Origin of the sequence: Micromonospora sp. NPDC047753 (assembly GCF_040642735.1) — a bacterium.
Taxonomy (GTDB): Bacteria; Actinomycetota; Actinomycetes; order Mycobacteriales; family Micromonosporaceae; genus Micromonospora.
This window is the reverse complement of sequence record NZ_JBEYSL010000581.1, coordinates 1-3,839: the sequence shown is the minus strand read 5'-3', so window position 1 is coordinate 3,839 and position 3,839 is coordinate 1. Positions and strand designations below refer to the sequence as shown.

4 protein-coding genes are annotated in these 3,839 nt (G+C 71.7%); 2 read left to right on the top strand and 2 right to left on the bottom strand.

Features of this window, described 5'->3' with window-relative positions; all coding sequences use genetic code 11:
• On the bottom strand, positions 1 to 765 hold a 765-nt coding region (locus ABZ749_RS31285), incomplete at its 3' end, for a DUF3153 domain-containing protein (RefSeq protein WP_357234114.1).
• 248 nt (positions 766 to 1,013) lie between these two features.
• On the opposite strand from ABZ749_RS31285, the gene ABZ749_RS31280 reads away from it, so the two are divergent.
• Positions 1,014 to 1,478, top strand: a complete 465-nt coding sequence (locus tag ABZ749_RS31280; protein ID WP_357234112.1) for an NUDIX domain-containing protein — start codon at positions 1,014 to 1,016, stop codon at positions 1,476 to 1,478.
• Here the strand turns inward: ABZ749_RS31280 and ABZ749_RS31275 are convergent.
• A complete protein-coding gene (locus ABZ749_RS31275) occupies positions 1,448 to 2,611 on the bottom strand; it encodes an FAD-dependent oxidoreductase (protein WP_357234110.1) in 1,164 nt (387 codons plus the stop codon). The two genes, ABZ749_RS31280 and ABZ749_RS31275, sit on opposite strands and share 31 nt — an antisense overlap.
• A 67-nt stretch (positions 2,612 to 2,678) precedes the next feature.
• Between ABZ749_RS31275 and ABZ749_RS31270 the strand changes: the two genes are divergently transcribed.
• The gene (locus ABZ749_RS31270) at positions 2,679 to 3,308 is read left to right on the top strand and encodes a TetR/AcrR family transcriptional regulator (RefSeq protein ID WP_357234107.1); all 630 of its coding nucleotides are present in this window, start codon (positions 2,679 to 2,681) and stop codon (positions 3,306 to 3,308) included.
• Positions 3,309 to 3,839: the final 531 nt, after the last annotated feature.

The following is a 3,839-nucleotide window of genomic DNA, read 5'->3' as shown; positions in this document are numbered from 1 at the left end:
CCAAGCGTTGGCCGCTGAGGCCGGAGGCATGCGCGCAGGAGGTGACCGAGTGTCGAATCTCGAGCCAGGCCCCGGGGCACCGGCGGGAGGGCCCGGCGGCGGGGTCGGACCGGGCGCCGCCGGTGCCGCGGGGTGACGGCGGCGAATCAGGAGTACGACCACCGCGGCGAGCAGCAGCAGGAGGAGGACACCGCCGACGACGAGCAGCCAGGGGAATCCGCCGTCGTCCTCCTCGCCGGCGGCAACCGGCGAGGTGGACGGTCGTGGTGGCGCCTCGGCCACGGCCCGCAGCTCGGCTGGCTTGTCCTGGTTGGGATCGACCTTCCAACTGACCGACCGGCCGTTGATGGTGCCATTGCTTTCGATCACCCGGCCGGGAAATGTCACCGAGATCTCGAACGACATGAGCTTGAGGAACGCCTGTTGGTTCTGTGGATTCTGCTCCGCAACCTTTCCGCCATATTTCTTGGGATCGAGCGGCAGCGTGAAGCGGTAGAGATCGTCGTCCCTGACCAGTTTCACGCTCTCGGTGTCGAAACCGGCCAGCGGCGCCTTGCGGTAACTGATCTGGGAGCCGTAGAAAGTGTCGTCCTGGTAAAGGTTTTCCTCGCCGGCCGGCAGGGCGGGGATGTTCTGCCGCAACTCCGCGAAGGCGACCGGGAGGTTCTTGTTACGACTGCTCAGAACGGACTTCTGGGCCGTCAGCAGAAGTTGCCCGTCGACCGTGTCGTCGGCGTTGACGGTCAACCCCATGTTGAGCTGCATGCAGCCGCTCAGCGCGGCGAGAAGAAGGAGGCACACCGCGACGCGGAGTGCCCTACCGCGGTTGACTCTCCTGTTCATGGGCTCAGTGTGTGTGATCGCTTTCACCATCAGCAGTCAGCGATCGGTCACAACGAAGTCGCCGATTGTACCGGCGCACTGTCGCCTTTGATTAGTTCCGCCGACGCCCCGAATGACTATTCTGGAGCTTTGGGGCCACGACGGCTCCTCGCCGGCCGTAGTCTGGCCGGATGAGAATTGTCGCGTGCGTCCTGCTGGTAGATCCCGACGGGCAGCTGCTGTTGCAACTGCGCGACGGCGACGCGACGCACCACCCGAACGTGTGGGGGCTGCCCGGTGGCCACGGCGAGCCGGGGGAGACGCCGGAGCAGACCGCCGAGCGGGAGTTGTTGGAGGAGACCGGCCTGCGGGCCGACGGTCCACTGCAACCGGTCGCCGTGCAGTCGCTGCCCGAGCTGGCCCGGGTGAAGCACTACTTCCTCGGCAGCACCAGGGCCCGGCAGGAGGACGTGGTGCTCGGCGAGGGTGCGGCGATGCTCTTCGTCCCCGGTGCCGACGTGCTCGACGGTCGTCCCTGGACGCCGGGCACCGTGGAGGTGTTGACCGAGTTCCTCGCCTCGGCCGAGTACGCCGCCCTGGCCACCGGCCGGATCGCTGGGCCGGCTCAGCCCGCCGGCGGTCGCCAGTCCGCGTAGCGGGCCATGCTGCGCAGGGCCAGCCGGCTCGGGATGAGCCGCAATGCGACGGTCCGCATCGCGAAGGCGACCGGGTTGTGCAGCTGCTGTCCGAACCGTCCGGCGACGTAGGAGGCGCGGGCGACTGACTGACTGCGTGGTCGACGCTGCTCGTCGTACGCCGCCAGGGCGGTGGGCACGTGCCCTGCGCCGCCGGCGCAGACCGCGCCGAGCACCACGGCGTCCTCGATCGCCTGCCCGGCGCCCTGCCCCAGGTTGGGCGTCATCGGGTGGGCCGCGTCGCCGAGCAGCGCCACCCGCCCCCGCACGTACGAGGGCAGCGGCTCGGCCAGGTGGTGGATGTCGTTGCGCAGCACCACGTCGGGTGGGGTTGCCGCGAGAAGCGCCGGGATGGGGTCGTGCCAATCGCCGAAGTGCTCCCGCACGGCCGTCAGCTCGTCGGGGGCGTGGCCACCGGGCGGGGCGTTCAGCGCGCCGTACCAGTAGAGCTGGCCGTCGCCGATCGGCACCATGCCGAACTCGGCTCCCGGCCCCCAGGTGATGGCCGCCGGGATCGGATCGGGGAAGGCGATGGCCGCCCGCCACGTCGTCGATCCGGCGTACACCGGGCCGGGGTGTCGCGGCCAGAGTTGGGCGCGGACCCGGCTGCGCAGGCCGTCGGCGCCGACCACCAGATCGGCGGTGACCGTGTGCGGGCCGTCAGGGCCCTGATAGCGCACCTCGGCGCTGTCCGGGCCCGACTCGACGTGCTCCACCGTGGCGGAGGTGTGCAGGGACGACGCCGGCAGGGCCTCGCGCAGGGTGCGGTGCAGCGTGGCCCGGTGCACGCCCAGCGCCGTGGTGCCCAGCTGCCTGATCATCTCCGCGGCCTCCACCCGGGACAACCACCGCCCGTGCCGGTCGCGCATTCCGCCGGGCGCCTCACCGTGTCCGCCCCGGCGCAGGGCCGGGCCGAGGCCGAGGGCGTCCAGCGCGCGCACCGCGTTCGCCATCAGGCTCAGGCCGGCGCCGACCTCGCGCATCTCGGGGGCGCGCTCCAGCACGGTGACCCGCCACCCGTGCCGGTGCAGGGCGAGCGCCGCGCTCAACCCGCCGATGCCGGCACCGACCACCACCGCGTGTGAGTCGTCCATGTCGATCCTCCTTCTACACCTGTAGAAGAGCGATACTACCTCCGGACCACCGGGAGGGAGGAGTGCCATGACGGCGCGGGGGGACCGGATCGCGACACTGACCGACGCGGCCATCGAATTGATCGCCGATGGTGGCATGCGAGCCCTGACCCACCGGGCGGTCGACGGCCGCGCCGGAATGCCGCCGGGCACCACCTCCGCGTACCTGCGGACCCGGCAGGCGCTGATCGAGGCGGTGGTGGGACGGCTCGCCGAGCGGGACCGGGCCGACCTGGCGGCGTACGACCTGCCGACCGGCCCGCCACCCCCGACCCCTGCCCCCAGGCTCGACAGCGGCGACCTCGACGCGCTCGCCGCCGGCGTCGCCGAGGTGCTCGACCGCTGGTTGAGCACCGGACGCAGCCGGAGCCTCGCCCGATACGCGTGCCTGCTGGAGGCGGTGCACCGGCCCGAGCTGCGCGGCATCCTGCAGCACGGCACCGGCCTGCGGGTGCAGGCCCGGGACCTGCTGACCAGGGCCGGGGCCACCGACCCCGATCGGCAGGGCGACCAGTTCGTGGCGTTCGTGGACGGGCTGCTCTTCGACCGGCTGGCCGGCGCGGGCGCGCTCAGCGCCCCACCGCCCGGTACGGTCGCCAGCCGCGCCGACCTGGGCGCCGCCGTCCGTACGCTGCTGCGCGCCCTCACCGGAAGCTGACCCGACCGGCGCCGGTCGACGAGCGGGACGCCGGGCCTGGCCGCGCGCAGGCCCGACGGTGTCTTGGGCTTGGTGGCGCGCAGGCCCGACGGTCTCTTGGGCTTGGTGGCGCGTGGGCCCGAGGGTGTGCGGGCTTGGTGGCGCGCGGCCCGGTGGCGCGTGGTCCTGGCGATGTGCGGGTCCGCCGGCGTGAAGGCCCGCCTACGCGCTGGCACTCGGGACGGTCGCACAGCAGCCCGGTGATCAGGTCCGACGCGTGATGGGAGACGATCGCCACGGGATGCCGTGGCCGCCGGCATGGTGCGGTGGGCCGGTCCTTTGGAGCTGAATCGTTTACGACATCGCGCCTGATTCGTTTATGGCATCAGCTCCAAAGGGGGAGTGGACGGCGTGCTGCGGTGTGCGGGCGTGAGCTGGTGGCGGATGTGGTGAGCTGACGGCTTGACGGCTTGACGGCTTGACGGCTTGACGGCTTGACGGCTCAAATACGCCTCGGATCTTCGGCCCGAAGCCGCCCGAGGTGGGAGGTGT